17 protein-coding genes are annotated in these 18,097 nt (G+C 49.9%); all 17 read left to right on the top strand.

Translation table 11 applies throughout. The features are described from left to right. Nucleotides 1–52 precede the first annotated feature (52 nt). A complete protein-coding gene (locus tag ACGF5R_RS15145; protein WP_387691548.1) occupies nt 53–730 on the top strand; it encodes a DotI/IcmL/TraM family protein in 678 nt (225 codons plus the stop codon). Further along, nucleotides 727–1,743 (top strand): DotH/IcmK family type IV secretion protein, encoded by a 1,017-nt coding sequence (locus tag ACGF5R_RS15140; RefSeq protein WP_387691546.1) that lies wholly within the window; start codon nt 727–729, stop codon nt 1,741–1,743. Before ACGF5R_RS15145 ends, ACGF5R_RS15140 begins: the two co-directional genes overlap by 4 nt. Beyond that, nucleotides 1,743–2,951, top strand: coding sequence for a conjugal transfer protein TraO (traO, locus tag ACGF5R_RS15135; RefSeq protein WP_387691544.1), 1,209 nt, complete (start codon nt 1,743–1,745; stop codon nt 2,949–2,951). The genes ACGF5R_RS15140 and traO overlap by 1 nt, the downstream gene beginning before the upstream one ends. After that, the gene (locus ACGF5R_RS15130; protein ID WP_387691543.1) at nt 2,948–3,727 is read left to right on the top strand and encodes a hypothetical protein; all 780 of its coding nucleotides are present in this window, start codon (nt 2,948–2,950) and stop codon (nt 3,725–3,727) included. The genes traO and ACGF5R_RS15130 overlap by 4 nt, the downstream gene beginning before the upstream one ends. Nucleotides 3,728–3,736: 9 nt before the next feature. Continuing rightward, complete coding sequence (traQ, locus tag ACGF5R_RS15125) at nt 3,737–4,267, top strand: conjugal transfer protein TraQ (protein WP_387691541.1); 531 nt, start codon at nt 3,737–3,739, stop codon at nt 4,265–4,267. Nucleotides 4,268–4,282: 15 nt separating this feature from the next. Further along, on the top strand, nt 4,283–4,681 hold the full coding sequence (locus ACGF5R_RS15120) for a DUF6750 family protein (protein WP_387691539.1): 399 nt from the start codon (nt 4,283–4,285) through the stop codon (nt 4,679–4,681). A 94-nt stretch (nt 4,682–4,775) separates the two neighbouring features. Further along, nucleotides 4,776–4,928, top strand: a complete 153-nt coding sequence (locus tag ACGF5R_RS15115) for a hypothetical protein (RefSeq protein WP_387691538.1) — start codon at nt 4,776–4,778, stop codon at nt 4,926–4,928. A 3-nt stretch (nt 4,929–4,931) separates the two neighbouring features. After that, complete coding sequence (locus ACGF5R_RS15110) at nt 4,932–5,537, top strand: hypothetical protein (RefSeq protein ID WP_387691536.1); 606 nt, start codon at nt 4,932–4,934, stop codon at nt 5,535–5,537. A 3-nt stretch (nt 5,538–5,540) separates the two neighbouring features. After that, complete coding sequence (locus ACGF5R_RS15105) at nt 5,541–8,603, top strand: ATP-binding protein (protein WP_387691534.1); 3,063 nt, start codon at nt 5,541–5,543, stop codon at nt 8,601–8,603. Between the two features lie 18 nt (nt 8,604–8,621). After that, complete coding sequence (traW, locus tag ACGF5R_RS15100) at nt 8,622–9,842, top strand: conjugal transfer protein TraW (protein WP_387691532.1); 1,221 nt, start codon at nt 8,622–8,624, stop codon at nt 9,840–9,842. Further along, a complete protein-coding gene (gene traX / locus ACGF5R_RS15095; RefSeq protein WP_387691530.1) occupies nt 9,839–10,357 on the top strand; it encodes a conjugal transfer protein TraX in 519 nt (172 codons plus the stop codon). The genes traW and traX overlap by 4 nt, the downstream gene beginning before the upstream one ends. A gap of 54 nt (nt 10,358–10,411) precedes the next feature. Then, complete coding sequence (locus tag ACGF5R_RS15090) at nt 10,412–12,547, top strand: DotA/TraY family protein (protein WP_387691529.1); 2,136 nt, start codon at nt 10,412–10,414, stop codon at nt 12,545–12,547. Between the two features lie 10 nt (nt 12,548–12,557). Continuing rightward, nucleotides 12,558–13,118 (top strand): hypothetical protein, encoded by a 561-nt coding sequence (locus tag ACGF5R_RS15085; protein WP_387691527.1) that lies wholly within the window; start codon nt 12,558–12,560, stop codon nt 13,116–13,118. A 158-nt stretch (nt 13,119–13,276) separates the two neighbouring features. After that, a complete protein-coding gene (locus tag ACGF5R_RS15080; RefSeq protein ID WP_387691525.1) occupies nt 13,277–14,593 on the top strand; it encodes a conjugal transfer protein TrbA in 1,317 nt (438 codons plus the stop codon). A 10-nt stretch (nt 14,594–14,603) separates the two neighbouring features. Then, nucleotides 14,604–15,578, top strand: a complete 975-nt coding sequence (locus ACGF5R_RS15075) for a hypothetical protein (protein ID WP_387691523.1) — start codon at nt 14,604–14,606, stop codon at nt 15,576–15,578. Beyond that, nucleotides 15,565–17,766: an F-type conjugative transfer protein TrbC gene (gene trbC, locus ACGF5R_RS15070; protein ID WP_387691521.1), complete on the top strand. Its 2,202-nt coding sequence runs from the start codon at nt 15,565–15,567 to the stop codon at nt 17,764–17,766. Before ACGF5R_RS15075 ends, trbC begins: the two co-directional genes overlap by 14 nt. A 91-nt stretch (nt 17,767–17,857) precedes the next feature. Then, entirely contained in the window at nt 17,858–18,058 is a 201-nt protein-coding gene (locus ACGF5R_RS15065) for a hypothetical protein (protein WP_387691519.1), read from the top strand. Nucleotides 18,059–18,097: the final 39 nt, after the last annotated feature.

Raw genomic sequence — 18,097 nt, 5'->3', positions numbered from 1 at the left:
CCTAAGCCCGTTCGATAAATATCATTCGGGCTCATTATCATGGAAGTTTGCTATGAAAAAGCCCCCAGCCTCACCGCCTGTGAAGCCTGATAATCCTTACGCTCCGGCTATCGCACGGCATCAGGAAGCCCAGTTGAATGTCAGCTTCACTCGCCGTAGCCTACAGACCAATACTTGGCAGGCTATCGCGATTGTCCTGTTGATCCTGAGCAACAGCTATTTCGCATGGAAATCAGCAAATCCACCGCAAAGCGTGATTGCCAGCGACCATGGACGCATCATTCCCATTCCGACCATCAACGAACCGGTGTATAGCGATGCCGATATCATGGACTATGGAGCCAGTCATATTCGCGCCGACTTCACCCTCGACTTTGTGCATTTCCGCGAGCAAATCAATGCCCGTCAGGACAGTTTCTCAACGGCGGGTTTTACCAGCTATTACAACGCCCTGGTGAATTCAAACGTGCTGGCTAACGTGCGCGATAAAAAGATGAATCTGTCTGTACTAACATCATCTGGCGTCATCGTCAGCAAAGGCGTTCTCAATAACGGCGCTTACGCCTGGAGAGTGCAATATCCCATCACTCTGCGACTCAATGGACAAACATCCTCACTACCACCGCAGAGCTTCACACTGGTCATGCTGATCACTCGCGCTGACCCTCGCCTTAAAAAAGACGGGCTTGAGGTCATTCAGGTTGTGACAAGGGAGGCAACTGCTCAATGAAATTTCTAATCATCCTGCTGCCTGCTTTAATGAGTAGCATGGCGGTAATAGCCGCTGAAACCTCACCCGCACTTGCCTGGCAATCTGCCCAAACACTCACAGCCCCCCCGAGCGTCTCAGCCCCGACTGCCGCCGCCACTCCGGCAGCACAACCTGCAACAACCAGTACAGGGGAAGCTGGGGCGGCCACCGAAACCGCCAGCCAGAGTCATGCGTTGTTACCACCGGATGCCGCGCTCCCTTACGCCAGGAGCGTGACGACCCCATTACCCCCCCCTGCGGTCAGTCAGTTGCGTTCTGCTCTTGACGAAGTACAACGCAGTGCCGCCATCGAGCCGGTAACTGCCGTGCCTCGTATTCGCTCATTGACTGTCAACCTGAAACCAGGCGCATCTCTGCCGATGGTTCAGGTATTGCCCAATTATCCGGGGATAATGAACTTTACGGATCAAACTGGAGCCCCTTGGCCTATCGCCGCTCCACCTATCAATGGCAATCCGGCGGGTTTCCAAGTGAATTATCTGCCTGACACTCCGTCAATGGCCATTCAGGCTCGTCGGCCTTATGACACCGGCAGTGTAACAGTCTACCTCAAAGGTCTCACAGTACCTGTCGTCGTCAGTATGACCAGCGGAGAGCCCGGCAATCCGCAAGCCTCACAGCCAACTGACAGCCGTCTTGACCTGCGTATTCCTCAACGTGGCCCAGCAGCCCAGTCTATGGCTGCACCGCGCCAGAAGATCGGTTTGTGTGACAACACGCTGCAGGCATTTCTTGATGGTGTTCCTCCCAAAGAAGCTCAGGTCATTAAAACACACGGCGGAGTATCTGATATACAAGCCTGGCAATTAGGGGATGACATTTATCTGCGATCCCGTGCGGATTTACGTGACTCGTTCGACAGTACTTTGTCCTCTGCCGACGGAACTCACGTCTGGAAAATACCTGCCACACCTTACATTACCTTCTCAGTTCAGGGACATAACGTCCCACTTACTCTGGAGTTGCAATAATGTCGATAGAACAGGATGCTGCCAGCGACGGTAAAAAGACTCTGGTGCTGATTATTGGTGTTGTTATTGTCCTCGCTGCCATTACCTATCTCGGATACGGCTGGTTTAATCAATCAGACGTTTCGGACTCACAATATAACCTCAACCGTGTCGCCAATAACGCTCCAGTTACCAGCCAGGAAAGCCACCAGTATCGGGCACTACTGCGACTCTCTAATCAGAAAGGAGCTGAAGAAGCAGAAACTGATGGCAACAGTTTTGTTGCCTCACTCAGTGAGAGCCAGCTGCAAGATGATCCTCCCATTTCAGCAAAGCTGACGGCCAAGCCCGTAGCATTGAAAACTCAAGCTGATACTTCAGCGCAAAATGCAAACACCGGTGCACAAGGGGGCTTAAATGATGAGCAAAAGCAACAGGTCAACAATCTTCTGAAACAACTCAGCGATCGCTGGAAACCAGTAGATATGCAACTGGCATCCTCTTTCTCTGGAAACGGAGAAGAACAGGATGGCCAGATGCAGTCTGCCTTTACGCAATGGGCACAAAGCGTTCCCGGGTTGATGCCACAGCAGACAGCGGCATTGTCAGCCACAGAGACAGCAGCAGTTGTCCCCGCTCGAATCCAGATCCCTGCCCTGTCCCGTTATCCTAGCACCATCGATACCGCTGTAAATTCCGATAGCTCCTCATCACCTGTTCTGGCCAAGATTCCAGCGGGGAAACTGGCCGGTGCCATGCTGGCAGCTAAAAGCGTTCAGTTGGCTGGTGACGGTGTCGTCATTAATTTCAAAACGCTCGAATATGCCGGGATGACCTGCAACGTTGATGCCTACGCTCTGGACGATGAGACACAACGTTCATCGGTGGCCAGTAACGTCAACCATCGCTATGTCACGCGCATTCTCCTTCCTGCTCTGGCTAACGGGATCGGCAAAGTTGGTCAGTTGTATGAAGACAGCAATACGCAAATTCTTTCAACCAACAGCGGCACAATCACCGGCCGAACTGGATCACCTGACGGTAAAGCAGTGGCTGGCGTAATTGCTGGCGGTATCGGACAACAAACTGCCCAAGTCATGACGCAGGATTCATCGAGATTGCCAATCACTCAGGTCAACGTTGATCGTCGGCAGGTTGTCTCAATTCTGTTTATGAAAGCCGTCACTGACAAAGATTGCACCCCAATTTCTGCAGGAGAACCCCGATGAAATCGCACTTTGACCTTGAACAGCACGCGCCCGAGGCGCTCCCCGATGATGACGTAAAGGAGGACACACAACAGATACCATCGAAGACGTCTAAAAAGCGCCCAATATGGGATCAGCCAAAATATCAAGTCGCCGCTCTGGCGATTTTCGCTATTTTGGGGCTAACCTGGAAACTCAGCGGGAGCGCACCTTCCACGCCCTCACAGCCGCAGTTCACAACATACGCCCCAATAAGCGCCCCAGAACAGGAAGCGCCACCTGACATCGCGCTAGCAACGCCATCAGCATCTTCTCTACCGGATATAGTGCCCCCATCGCCTCCGACACTTGATAACCGGGAAATAACAGAGACTTCATCACCACCAGAATCACTGGCGACTGAAGTTTCCCGTGCGATCAATGCCCAGCAGGTTTATGGGGAAAAAACGCGTGAAGGACTCAGCGCGCTAGCTCGTCGTCTAGATGCAGTAGAACAACGGTTGTCGGAATCGCCACAGCTACGCAACACACCAACGACACCTTCCGTTCAGGTACCAGTCACGCAGACGATTGAACCCAAAACAACAGCCACATCAGCACGCAGTAAACCACGAGCCAAGTCGAGCTGGTCAGGACACAAGGCGCAGATTAACAGCCTTTATCCGGGGTTAGCGTGGGTGACCTGGCAAGGTAGCAGTTGGGCATTACGACCAGGAGATCGTTTTGCCGGTGCCACAGTATTAAGCATCGATGAGAGTAAACGGGAAATTGTGACCTCATCTGGTGTGATCCGTTAAGGAGCTGATATGGATTTTGTCCAGATGCTGGTCACTGCCGTTAATAGTCTGGCTGCAGTAAGTACTCAACTGGTACTGGCTATTGCCGGCGTTGGCGGGATCGCTCTGATTATCCTGTATCTGACGGGGCAGGCGGGACGAACCCGTCGTGGTCAACGTACCGATGCGGCGGGCAGTTTCCTGGCCGTTATCCTGCTGGGGTGTTGCATCATCAGCATTGAAAGCGTGGTGAATGCTGGCTCAAACCAACTTGGTCTGGGCGCAGTGACCTTTGATGCCATAGCCTACGTTCCTGAAGCCCGTTATGGTCCCGCTGCTCAGGCCGTAAATGCCGGTCTGACTGCACTCCAGACCATAGGCTGGGCTTTTATACTCAACGGCTTATTACGCTTACGACGTTCCCAAAAAGATGGTCATACCGGCTTATCACGCGGTGATGACATTACCTCCGGCATAAAACGTTTCTTCTGCGGTCTGTTACTGGTCTGCAACCCTCCGGTGCTCAACGCCATTCAAAACACTCTCAATCTTCATTGGTAATTTCTGAGGAACTATATGAAAAACTTAAAGAATATCTCTTTGTGGGTAGCGGTAGAACTTTCCCTGCGCGTTTATCAACTGCGTCTCCGTATGTCACTTTGGCTCACCGGCTTGATTCTAAGTGCCCTAGCCAACCAACCGGCACATGCATCAGGTGATGACCTAGCCGGTATGGTTAGTAATGGCCTTGGCTTTTTTACCGACATCAAGCAGCCGGTACTGGATGCTGCACCCGTCGTGGGGATTATCTTTATCGTTCTGGCGTTGCTGATGATGCGCTGGAAAAAGAACAATCCAAACATTAAGCCCTGGGAAATCGCAGTAATGTTCGGTATTGGTCTGTTTCTGTTAGCCCTGAGCCAGATTGTCAGCCGTGGTCAGAAACAGATGGGCCTAAATCCGGTGGGAACCTGATCCCATTACTCCCCGGCAGACGCCGGGGAGTAATCAGTCTGACACATGACGTTCTCTCAGGAGACTTTAATTTCTGTTCATTTAAAGCGGTCTTATGAAAAAGAAAATCGCAATAGGTGCGCGGCTTTCGCCTACTTGCTTTACCGATAAAAAAGGCCAGCCATTCACCTTTAATCAACTATCAGCCTTTTCCAGCCATACCTTTTTTACGGCCCCCTTCTTCTCGCTTTTCCCCACAGGAGGCTGAGGCATGTTTGAGCTTGACCTTAAAAAAACAGTAGCAGGCGAGCAGATTGCTCCCACAAACCAATCTCAACTGGATGCACATGCACAGTCTCTGGGTTGTGAATGTGAATATTGCGGCTACCCTTCCGGTGAAAATACCGCCCTGTGGCGCGACGGTAACCCACTCAATAACGGTGATGAAAACCTGACTGTCGTAGACCCGTTCTGCCGTGCCTGGCGGGAGCTCGATACGCTCAACGCCGATAATGCCGTGATGGTCATGCTGCCCGGGCTTTCTCCTGAAGACGTTAGCCACTTTCAACGCACGTTACATGTAGCACTCGCTTGCGAAGATAGCGCAATGCGTGATGATGCCCGTAAATTACTCGACTGGCTTACAGAGCATAAAGTGCTAACCGAAAGTGTCTTTGGCACATCCCATCCCGGCGCTTTTTCTCAGGCGCTCCACCGCACTCCACCGGAACAACGCCCGGATATTCGCATTACTTGGCAGAGCATCGCCCCTGTTCTTAATCCTTCCCGTCTGCCTTCTCTCAAAGATAAGACTCAGCTTGAGTCAACACCGGTATGGTGGCCACTGATGTACCAACATTACCTCACACAAAGGTGACGCATGATTATCGACAAAATTGAAGACGCATTGGCCTGGCTGTCACGCTATACGCTAGGACAGAACTTTGCAGACTACTGCGACCTGCGCACGGTCATTGGCCTGACCGATGACGATAAAATCCGTCATCCCTCGATGGATGCCCCTTACATTCAGGTGACACGTAATAATGACTATGTCAGTTGTCTGGAAATTAAAGGGGCTTTTCGCGATTTCAGTTTTGATGAAGTCCCTGAAGGCAAACAGCCTGTTTCCGGTACGTTCCAGTTTTTTATTAAGAGCCTGGCTGAAAAACTCACCGGTGACTTTAAAACGCTCGGTCATAAACTCAGTATCGTGTTTGAACACGATCCGGATCGCGGCACCGAAGAAATGACCGAACTAATGAAACCATTGCGTCGAGGATGGCAGCGTCTGCGTCTGGATATGGATGACATTGCGGAAGAAAGAATTATAAAAATGTCACCATACGTCGCCCGTGAACGCGTTTTTCTGGTGGTCTATACCGCCATCGCTGCTTTGCCCCCGGATGAACTAAAAAGCGAAACTCGTCGTCAGAACGCCTTGGGTAATTTACCCGAAACGCGCTTTTCACAAAATCCGCTGTATGCGGAGTTCGAGGGGCTGAAACTGCGCCACGATGCCTTTATCGATAAGCTGGTTTTTGACATGGATGCCGGTAATAATGGCGTTTCCGTTCGTCTGATGGATGCGCATGAAACCGGCCGAATCATTCGCGATGAGATAGAAAAAAGCAGTACCTCACCACACTGGCAACCATTACTTCCGGGCGATCGCGTTATGCCACACGGGCACCTGCGGGGCGATGGAGAAGATATCAGCGCCTGCCTAGCGCCGCATCTGAACTACCAGTACTGCGACACCGAGATAAATACGGATGGACCTATCGTCGAGGCAGACGGTTTCTGTCATGGTCAACTGGCAATGACACTCTTCCCGCAACGGCCGCAAATCTTCCCGGAACTATTTGCCAATGTACCTCGCCAAGTGCCCTGGCGCCTGCGCTTTGATCTGATGCCTGGTGGTGCCAAGATGTTGGGAAGCAAAAACTTTCTGCTCACATTCCTAGCCATCATGCCTTCACTCCGCCAGCAGTATGATTCTGTACAGTGGTTACTGGAGCGCGACAAAAAAGACACCGTTATTGGCCTCAGCATCACCGCCAGCACCTGGCACCGGGACAAAAAGACCCTGCAGCGCAATCTGACGTTGCTGAAAAAATCCCTACAGGGCTGGGGCATTACCAATATCACCGGCACATTTGGCGATCCGGTTCGCGCATGGGTGTCAACGCTACCGGCAATATCCAGCTACAGCGGCCCAAATTTGATGTTTTCGCCGCTTTCAGATGTCCTTCGGCTGTTGCCCCTGCAACAGCCCTGTAGCCCATGGTCAGCGGGTAATGCCATCTATATGACGCCCGGGCGCAAACCCTTCGTTGTCCAGCTGGCCAGCCCCTTGCAGGAAAAACACACTGAGCTCATCATGGGGCCACCGGGTTCCGGTAAATCAGTATTGGCCAACAGCAACCATCTGTCATTCCTGTCCAACGGCAACACCGAACTGCCGTTCATGTTGTTAATCGATAAGGGATACACCACACAAGGGTTTTACGACATCATTCATGATGCGTTACCAGTTGATGCAAAGCACAAGATTGTCAGCATCATTCTGAAAAACACCGCCGAGCACTGCCGTAACCCAATGGATATCCAGCTCGGCCTGAAAACCCCGCTCAGTACCGAACGCGACTACATCCTCAATCTGCTAAAAAGTCTGTGTGCCGATCCGGAAACGGGAATGCCACCTGACCCGATCAGCTGTGCAGATATTCTGGGGCGTATTGTCGATAGTGCGTTTAAGGAAAAAGGTGAAATTAATCCAACCCGCTATGGACCGGGCCTTATATCTGATGTCGATAAAGCGCTCAAAGAAAGCGAACTGATCCATGCATTCGCACCTGAATGGTGGGAAACCGCCAGTTGGTATGAAGTTCGTGACCTCCTGTTCGATAAAGGGTACGTTAAAGAGGCCACACTGGCGCAGTCCCAGGCAGTGCCATTACTTAACGATCTGCAAAACGAACTCAACAGCAAGGAGCTTAAAGATACTTTTGCCGGTGTTACCCGCCCTGGCACGCAGGAACCTCTACTGAAGTACGTTTCACGCTGTCTGGCTAAAGCGCTTACAGATTATCCACTGCTATCCGGACGAACCCGCCTAGTCTTTAGCCCGGAAACCCGTATTGCGATCGTTGATGTTAATAACGTGGCGGGGAAACCCACACCAGAAGGGAAACTAAAAACTGGCATCATGTACCAGTTTGCTCGTCAGATTGGGTGCGGGAATGACTTTTATTTGCCTCAAATACAGGATGAGCTCTACGCGCATTTAGATCCTCGTTATACCTCGTTACATCGTAAACGTATTGAGCAACTGGATCAGGAAACCAAGCTGATATTCATCGATGAGATGCACAATATCAAAGGTGTTCAGGTGCTATGGGATGCGCTACAGACTGAAGACCGTGAACAACGCAAATTTGGCGTCAGGACGGTCTTTGCCTCACAATATCCCGACGATTATCCGCCAGATCTGCTGGAATCAGCGAACTCAGTGTATCTGATGCGTGTACGTGAACGTGACTTTGCGCTGCTCAGTAAAGCCTATCAGATCCCTGAAATCACGCTGCGCCGTCTGTTAAAAACTCCTCGTGGTGCTGCACCAGACGGTTCCGGCACCACGTTCCTCGGGATATTCCAGACTACCCGGGGCAATGTGGCACAGCTGCTCAAACATGCAGTAGGTCCCCGTGAACTGTGGGCGCTTAACTCAACGCCGGCAGACCGTGCCTTACGAAAGGCGCTGACAGCAAAGCTGGGAACACGTACAGCACGCGAATTACTGGCCGCTAAATTTCCGCGAGCCAGCGCCAGCGCTCAGCTTAACCACATGAAGGAACAGGCCAACAGCGATGACGATGAGAGCGTAGTCAACCGTCTGGCAGATCAACTTCTCAGTGATTACGGCTATCTGCAAGGGTAATCCAGCAAGGAAATCATCATGAAAAAAAACCTCAGTCGTTACATCCGGCCAGCCATCTGCACTCTGTCGCTGGCCTCATTATTAATTGCGGCACCGTCATATGCCTATACCGTTAACGTCAACAGCAGCGTACCGATAACCCGGGACGTCATGCCTCAGCTCAGGACAGCCAACGGAACATTAACTGAAATAGCCAACACCCAACATCAGGTAGGCACGGCGATTAACGCCAACGGAGACAAAGTCGCTAGCATGATTGAACAGTCAGCTCAGGCCAGACAAACGCAGGACAGTTTTGCGCGCCAGACCGAACGTCTCGAGCAGGCACGCCGCAGTTTTGCAGTGCCAGAGACTATCTGCAGTGAATCAACCTCGGGTGCAGCCGCCCGGGTTAACAGTCAGGCTCGGGCAACGCAAAGTAGCTATTCTCGCGGTGGCGGAATCAGCAACAGTAAAATCCGCCAAGCCATCACTAACGCCCCCCCTGCACCTGACCAAGTGCAGTACCAGAGCGCCACCCTCCATGCGCAGTGGTGTGACGAAACTGACTATGCCGCCTATGGCGGCACTGATCTATGCCCGGCTGTATCACAATACCCTGGCGGTGATAAACAGCTTGCATCACTGCTTGATGGCGCGGGTAAGCCAGGTAAAACACCCGACCTGACGTTTACCCAGATGCAGACAGATGCAGCCATGGCCTATGCGTTGAACACCACTGCGCCGATTGCCGGTCGTCAGTTGGGAAAAGGTGAAGTCAAAACAGCTTCCGGGAAGCAGTATGCAGGTCTGATGACACAGTATCAGGGCATTATGGATGCAGCCCGTGAACCTCAGCTGGCCATGATTGCTGCCAGCGCGCCCAACGCAGCGACTAAAGATGCGTTGAGTAATGCACTCAAAGTGCCGTCAGCCAAATCTTACTTTGACCAGACCGCCTCCCAACAGGCACGCCGCAGCGGTGAAATGGCACAACGTGAATTCGAGGCCTTTGAGACAGGACGACGTTATGCCAATACCGATTACCTCTCAGACCTGCAGCAAATGGAAGGTGACAACCTGATTCGTGAACAGATTCGCGTACAAAGCCTGGCGAACTGGCTGGCTCTAGGTCTCAAACGTGAGCAGGAGAAAACCAATATTCTGCTTGGTCAACAACTGGCCTTACTAGCGACTCAGAATTACCGACCGCTGCTGACCAGCAAGATGGAACAAGTTAAAGCGGGGGTTGCACGATGAAACTTCGAACCAGCCTGTATTATCTGGCCAATCTATTCATTCCCTTGTCAGAAGCGCGCTATACCAAAAATCATATCGTTCCTTCTATGGTCAAGCAGTTGCAGCGCATCCGTGTCGCCCGCAAGTTGCTGGCCCGGCACCGCCACCAGCCCGAACTGAATTGGCAAGAGGCAGTAGCCGCCAGTGGTATCAGCCTCACGGAGCTGGAACATCAGCAACTGCGCCGTAAGCGTTTCTTTCTGTTCATGGGGAGCCTCCCAGTCCTGTTGTCCCTGGGATTATTTCTGGCGGCGTTACTTAGCGGGATTTATAACGCATCCCTGCTTATCCAGGTGTTTATCACGCTGTTTATATTGCTAGCACTGGCCAGCATTCCCCTGCTGCAGGCACTGGTTTGTACCTGGCGCCTCTGGCAGTTACGTGAACACCGCGTCAGCATTCAGGAACGTGGGACTTTCAATGACTTCCGCCGTGACACACCCTGGCTACGCATGACTCTCAGCCCCTGGCGCTAACCAACCTGACACCCTTGTATCTTCACTAACCGGTCAGCAGGCCGAGGTTATTCTATGAAATGGTTACGAACCCTTTTTGCCGGCACGCTGGTCAGCCTGTTATGGGCTCCGATCGCGCTGGCCGATACTATCGTCAGCTTCGACAGCATCGAAGCTGCCGCCAAACGTTCTTCAGACCTGTCACGTCAGCTTCTGGTGATGATATTCGGTGACGTTGTCATTAACCCGTTCTCAACTAATGCGACAATGGTCGGACAGTTGTTCTTCATTTTTAACGGTATTGTCTTCGCGCTGGCGATGATCTGGTTCCTGATGATAAGCCTGAAACACATCACGAAGGCCGGTCATACAGGCAAGGTCTTTGGAAATGGAGCCACGCCAATGTCAGTGGTAACCACCGTTGTGGGATTTTTATTCCTGGTGCCAACCGTCTCCGGCTGGTCTATCGCCCAGTTGATCTTCCTTTGGGCAGTCTCAGTGATGGGGATTGGCAGCGCTAACCTGATGACAGATAAAATCGCTGATCTGATGCAAAGCGGGTATTCACTGGTGATGCAACCTGTTGCCCCTCAGACCGTGAGCTCAGCGCGCGCCATCTATGAAATGAATCTGTGCATGTACGGTATCAATACGGAACTGAACAGCATGTACAACCAGTTCGGTCAAAGTAGTACGCCGCTGATGGCCATTAAGTCCGTTCCTGATGGATTCGAGATCACTAATGAAAGTGCAAGTTGTGGCTCGGCCCGACTGCCGGCATCCAGCAAAAACAGCCTAATTGGCTGGCTGTTTTCTCCTGATATTAACACCGACAATATCGAGACAGCACAGCGGAATGCCATGAACCAGATGCAGAATACGTTAAACCAGTCGGCATCCAGCTTCGTGACCTCCATACTCAATAAACAGAAGAATGGCAGTGGCAATATTCCTGATGCCGAAACAGCCATCCAGCAGGCGGCACAAGCCTACGAGAACACCATCAATCAGGTGGCTAATGCTCAGGGAGACGGTAACGAACTTTCGATGGCGATGACCGCTCAACTTAAAAAGAGTGGTTGGCTCTCACTGGGTGCATGGTATCAGACTTTTGCAACAGCCAATCAGAAAGTGAATGATGCCGTAGCACTGAAACCAGTTGTCAGCGGGCAGTCTTCCCTTGGGGATATCGGTGTCAGCAGTACATTAAATGATGTAATGACAGCCTATCACTCACAGCTGCAGAATTCGTCATATACACCGCCATTAGGAACACAATCATCTAAAGAGACTCTTCAAGCATCAAATTCAGATGAATCCTCAGCTGCAATTGTCAGTTTAATTCATAGTCCAATGTTGAAAATAACTAACGCCATAGCAACTACTGATGTTGGCAATAGCCAAGTCAATAGCGATCAGATGAATCCTCTGTTAAAAATGAAAGCTATTGGCGATTATACGTTAGTAACCACTGAAATTATTTACACTGCATTTGCCGTAACAAAAATCGCTAGTGAAACAGCCTCGCAAAATTTCATTCTTAACATTGCCTCACTCGGACTTGTAAAAGTATATCCAGCCGTAATATCAGCCATAACTCCTCTCGTACTTTTTACATGCCTTATTCTCTTAAGTGTTGGATTTAGCCTTTCCATATATCTCCCGATAATACCATTTATCTATTGGATCGCGGCAGCAGCAAATTGGATCGTGAGTGTTTTGGTAGGCGCAACAGGAGGTTCACTGTGGGCAGCAACTCATATAGGTACTGAAGAAGAAAAGGGAAGTAGATCAGCTTACGGATATATATTCCTGATCGATGCTCAAATTAGGCCAATGTTAATGGTATTAGGTTTCACGTTTGCGAGCTTAGTTATTATAGCCATAGGCACGTTACTTAATATGTTATTTGGTCCAATGATTGCTAATGTTCAGTCCAATTCAATAACCGGGATCGTGACTGTAGTAGGCCTGTTAATGGTCTATGCAAGGATTTGTACAACCACAGTAACACGAGTTTTTGCCTTACAAGTAACCATGCCAGATTATATAATTTCATGGCTTGGTGGTCGTGAAGCAGCAAGCATTTTAGGTGGACTCGCTGAGTCAACAAAAAGCATTTTTGCTGGGTTCTCACATGGACTACAACGTACACCGGGTGTACAATACAAAAGTAAGGAAAATAATCCAAATAGTGATGGCATAAAATAAGGATTAGTTTATGAATAACTACCGAGTTCCATTATTAACAACGATTCATCTTCTGGCACTAATCTTAACTATTTTCACTCTCATGGTAATATATAATTACTTTGATACAGGTCGTAATGCAGGCTTCTCTTCGATTATGTTCATCTTGACCTTATCTGTATGGTCTTTGATTCTCTTAACATATAGGAAAAGTGAAGAAAAAATTAAGAATATAACCCGCTCAGTATTTGGAGAAGACACCAACAATATCGTTTCCATTTATAACTCCGTTTCTGGTAGTTTTTTTGGCATCAACAATAAAACAGGTGAAATTCTGTTGATTGCTTTAAACAGAAAGGGAAGAAAAGTTTTCGGATTTGACTACAACACATGGGCTGGATATGAGTTAGAAGGGCATAAGTTAACGCTGAAGTTTAACGATCTCGACATGCCTTACTTTACAATCCAAGATACTACCATTCCAAAATTCAAGCACAAGCTAGATGTTTTGCTTTCTGCAAGCTTCCAGCAGAAAGTTAAACTTGGAAGCAATTTTAGTGCGTTTGTACAGCAAAAAGCCCTGACAGCCTAATCCTCTTTATGCCATCCTTCTGAAAAGGGCTCCTACAGCAGGTGCCCTTTTCATTTTTCAGCTAATACCACCGCATAAACAGACCGACCAGACGAAACTCATTCTGGTATTTCCTCACATCTGTCATGCAGTTCTATCACTGACCGGAGCAGTCCTCAATGTCTACATCAACGCCCCCCAATAACGATCAGGGGACCATGATGCTAATGGCCATAGCACTAATTCTTATAGCCGTGGTCATTTTCCATTCCATCTTTTATTACGCTTGCTGCGTTATGCTCTATTACCTCTGGGGATTTGCCGATTTTTCGGCAACACATGCCCTTGTAACTCAGAAGATGAATATCCTAGCTTGGGCAAGTCGGAAAGTAGATGATCTGACACTCGGCCAGTTCCTTGATGTGATGAATCAGACTGCAAGCATCCTGTATGTTTTTCTGGTTCCCATCACGGTGTATGGGCTTGTTGCTACCCGTAACCATCCACTTAGTCTGACGCGCCGACAAATTAATATTTACACTCTTCCGCGTATTATGGCCACGTTCTCACCAGCAATTATCCCTGCGTTGCAGTACGGAGACCCCAAAACTCAGTTGCTGAATGTAGATCCTCCTGAACACCGCAGCGCCATGACTCCGGAAGAATTCGCGACCCAGCACAAACTAGTGATCGGACACCGGCTTGACCATACCCGCGCCCGCAAGGCTTTCGAAGCTCAACTGGGAACACCACTGTACAACACAAGCAACTTCAGTGCCTGCGAGCGCGCGATTGTCGCCATTGTTGGTCTGCAGGTATTTTGCGATGACAGGTTTGCAGCTCTGGCACTACGTGATGAACTCAATCGCTCCTGCGGCAAACGTCAGCACGAACACAATAATAAACGCGGCTATCCGCAACTCAGCCTAGCGGATAAAGCTTTCCAACGCGTGACAGCTACCGCGAAAGCTCAGGCATGGATACACCAGCACAGCACCACCCGCACAGCATTGTCTGCACTACATGCTCAGGACTTACGTTTGCCGGCAGGTCACTTCCGTTGGCTCAAAGGACTGGACAGAACATTATGGTACGTACTGTCCTCATCCGACCGTAGCAAAGCGTTTGTGGAAGGTGCCGGTGTTGTTACTGCCGCGCAGTGGGAATGTCTGGTATCCAAGATATCGCGGAAACTCCGTGTCGTTATTCCGTCACCTGACAACCTTACAGTTTATGCCGTCCGCGGACTCGAAAATGACCTGCGCAGTATTGCCATGGTGGTCGATGACTACAAACCCGATCCCAACGCCGGCAAAACACCGGAAGAAGATTACTCGCCATTTGATGATCTTGTTTTTCTGCATAATGCACAAGAAAGCGCACCTACAGGAACCTTAACGCCATCTTCATTTGAACCATCAACCTCCACGCATCCTTCGTCTATCCCAAATAACGTTGGTGCAAAAAACCCTATTCGCTTTACTCCTTCCCGATAAGGATCACGTTATGTCACTTACCTATTCCGTTCAGTACAAATGTGGGATGCTGGCCGCATTTGTCGGTAATCAATCCGAACCTTTATTTATGATAATGCCCGACCGCAATACACGATTCTTCTTGCAGGAAAAAGTGCTGTGTCATGACAGCAAAACTCAAACTGTCCAAGAGATTTACCACGCCGACAGTCGTGAAGATGCAATGGCATTACTGAATGCTATCTATCAGGAACACTCCAGACGTCAAAACATTTCCAGCAAAATAGTTGGAGTTTTTCTGATCTTAATGATTGTAGGATTGTTTTTTATATCGAGCCAAATTCTGGCCAACTATTTCATTTCTTACTCCTCTAAGTTAGCAAATCTACCGGCAGGATTAATGTCTGATCCTGAACCAGTGAAACCACAGATAATTCCAGCAGCACCAGTTTCAACCGCGCCGGTGACTGATACTGAAGTGAATTCTTTAGCGATACGTGCCCAAAGTCTTCAAAAAGCAGCCGCCAGCGACCGCTATACCGTTTCATTGTCCAGTGGGCATCCACGCACTCTGTATGTATTTGCCGACCCGTTATGCCCCCATTGCCGTGAAATTGAGCCCACACTTGAAGCTCTTACCCGTGATTACAACGTTGAGATATTCCCGGTGTCAGTGATCGGTAAACAGGCTTCATCTAAAGAAATTATTCCAGTACTGTGCGCAACCCCGGATAAACGAGCAAGTCTGTGGCAATCACTGTTCCCCGGCGATTCCAGACCAGCTTCTAGCCAGAAGCAAGGGAACGTAATGACAACCAGTTGCTCTGAAGGTGAACATGCCCTCGCAATTAATGATCGGGCCTTTGGCTATTACCAGCTCCCGGGTACACCGCAGTTGCTGGCAGATGATGGACGTGAAATCCCCTTCAGCGCTCTGACCAGCGACGACACCCTGACCAGGTTCATAAACTCCCCGGTTGAGGAGCCCGTTTATGGCCAACGGTAATACCCAGCCCGTCGATAAAATACGGGTTCGACAGCGTATTAAATCAACCTGGCTGGAAGATTACCTGTTTGCGCCGGCGACAGTCCAAGTGGGACTGGTTGTTGTCCTCCTGCTGTCGTTCCTGAGAACCTGGATCTTACTTCCTGGTATATTCTCGATAACATTCTGGCTGCTGACATTCTTTGGCCAACAATTCCGTATGCCACTTCGTATGCCGAAAGACATTGGTAGCATAGATATGACAACTGAACGTGAAAATGCGATGGAATTCAAAGGACCTATGGGCCTTTTCCATTTTACCCGCCGTAAACTGACCTGGGAAAAATCTGCCGGCATCATGTGCCTCGGCCACGCACGTCAACGCTTTCTTGGCCGTGAACTCTGGCTGACTCGCGATGACTGTCTTCGCCACATGCAGCTACTGGCTACCACGGGTTCAGGTAAAACGGAAGCCCTTCTGTCACTGCAGCTCAATAGCCTGTGTTGGGGACGGGGTATGACATTCTCTGACGGGAAAGCAGAAACCACATTAGCTTATTCCATCTGGTCACTGATGCGACGCTATGGTCAAGAGGATAACTACTATGTACTGAACTTCCTCAATGGGGGTCGAGATCGGTTCGATGCCCTACTGGGCAATGACCGCACGCGGCCTCAGTCTAACTCCATCAACCTTTTTGGAGAAGCCAACGCAACCTTCATCATCCAGTTGATGGAATCGTTGCTTCCCCAGGTCGGCACCGGTGAAGCCGGTTGGCAGGATAAAGCCAAACCCATGCTCTACGGCCTTGTCTACGCGCTGTATTACAAGTGCAAAAAAGACAATATCCGCATATCTCAGTCGCTTATCCAAAAGCACCTGCCACTGAAAAAAATGGCCGAATTGTATATTGAGGGCAAACAAAATGGCTGGCATGACGAGGCGGTGAATGCTCTGGAAAGCTACCTCAATACTCTAGCTGGTTTCCGCATGGATCTGGTCAGCAATCCGTCCGAATGGGACCAAGGTGTCTATGATCAGCACGGCTTTCTAATCCAGCAGTTCTCCCGCATGCTGACCATGTTTAATGACGTCTATGGCCACATCTTTTCAACCGACGCAGGGGATATCGATATTAACGATGTTCTCCACAACGATCGCACTCTTGTCGTACTCATCCCGGCCCTTGAGTTGTCGAAAAGCGAATCGGCTAACCTGGGTAAGTTGTATATCTCGGCTAAAAGGATGATCATTGCTCGCGACCTCGGCTACCAGCTGGAAGGAAAGCGAGCTGATGTGCTGACCGCGAAAAAGTTCCGCAATCCGTTCCCCTACCCAGATGTGCATGACGAGCTGGGCAGTTACTTTGCACCAGGTATGGATGACCTCGCGGCTCAGATGCGTAGCCTTGGAATGATGCTGGTTATTTCTGCGCAGGATATCCAGCGTTTTATTGCCCAGTTCAAAGGAGAATATCAGACCGTCAACGCCAACATGCTCATCAAATGGTTTATGGCGCTGCAAGATGAAAAGGACACCTTCGAGTTGGCTAAGGCCACGGCTGGCAAAGACTACTACGCAGAGCTAGGTGAAGTGAAACGTACACCTGGCACGGTCAGCAGCAGCTACGAAGATGCCAACACTACCTACATCCGCGAAAAGAACCGCATTTCGCTGGATGAACTTAAAGATCTCAACTCAGGCGAAGGCTTTATCTCGTTCAAAAGTGCGCTGGTTCCCAGCAATGCGATCTATATTCCCGATGATGAAAAACAGTCATCAAAGCTGGCGCTGAAGATTAACCGCTTTATCGATGTTGGCACGCCGACCGAAGCGGATTTGATTGCTCAGAACCCGCAATTGACCAGGTTACTACCACCGTCGGAAATGAATGTCGGTATGGTGTTGCAACGCACCGATGAACTCATCGCTGGCAATGACACACATACATTGCCACCTCTCATGGACCCTATTCTAGCCAGACTGGCCCAAGTCGCCATGGACCTAGATAACCGCTGTGATATCATCTATTCCCCTGTCCAGCGCGGCATTCTGCTTTTTGAAGCGGCACGGGTTGTTATGAACAAACGGGGTAAGAAGTGGTTCACGGTTAAAACCCAGCCGAACCAACTCAAAGTGTCTGATGCGATGGCCAAGAAGCTGGCTGAACGCTCTACGGCATTTATGCATCAGGATACCGAAAAGTAGCAAGGTATCAACCTATTGACCGCCTCATACCCTGACGGAGCAACATCCTATGTAGGCAAGAAAAATCCCCCTGATATTTCACGATCTGGAAATGGAACAGCTCGGTAATGCAATTAGTGAATATCAGATCGTTAATTTCACCACTGATCCCGATTTAATCTCTGGTTTTTTGCATACATCGATTAGAAACCTTCCGGAATGTTACGAGCCGCTTAAATTTGAGTATGACCACATCAGTGGTCGCGGGAACTTTATTCTGATGGATTCTACCGTCGAACCGGTTAGTGATTAACGGACTGAAAGTCCGGATACGCATCGGCTCAACGATGCG

The organism is Photorhabdus sp. RM71S (assembly GCF_042879355.1).
Taxonomy (GTDB): domain Bacteria; phylum Pseudomonadota; class Gammaproteobacteria; order Enterobacterales; family Enterobacteriaceae; genus Photorhabdus; species Photorhabdus kayaii.
Note: the sequence above shows the minus strand (reverse complement) of the source record. Positions and strands in the feature narration are given on the sequence as shown.